Raw genomic sequence first — 405 nt, 5'->3', positions numbered from 1 at the left:
CACAATTATTTCCCGTGTATCGTATTCCTTTACTACCGCCCATGTTTCGGTAGCTTCTATGGCAGGCAAAACGCTGATGAACAGGGTTGAATTGGAGGGGATTATCCATGCGTCAGCGGAGAAAGGGATTAGTCTTCCGGATGGCCTTAAGGCCGTTTCCGTATATGCCGGGAAGGGAAAATCAGTAGAAAAAGGCGAGGCGTTGATAGAATTTGATGTCCCCGCCGTAGAAGAACGGATTAAGAAACTGGAAGAAGAAATCCGTATCCTTAATCTTAAATTGGATATTTCATCAAACAATGGCGGCAATGATGTGATTGAGGCACAGCGTACGCTGGAGGATGCCAAAAAGGCGTATGAGCGGATTGCTGCGAAGTATGCCAGGGCAGAGATGCGGCTGAAAGA

The 405-nt window shown here is 47.2% G+C and carries 1 protein-coding gene; it reads left to right on the top strand.

What is annotated here, in order from left to right; genetic code table 11:
- Nucleotides 1–76 precede the first annotated feature (76 nt).
- On the top strand, nt 77–405 hold a 329-nt coding region (locus NE664_14965; protein MCQ4727936.1), incomplete at its 3' end, for a hypothetical protein.

Origin of the sequence: Anaerotignum faecicola (assembly GCA_024460105.1) — a bacterium.
In the GTDB taxonomy this organism is placed as follows: domain Bacteria; phylum Bacillota; class Clostridia; order Lachnospirales; family Anaerotignaceae; genus JANFXS01.
Note: the sequence above shows the minus strand (reverse complement) of the source record. Positions and strands in the feature narration are given on the sequence as shown.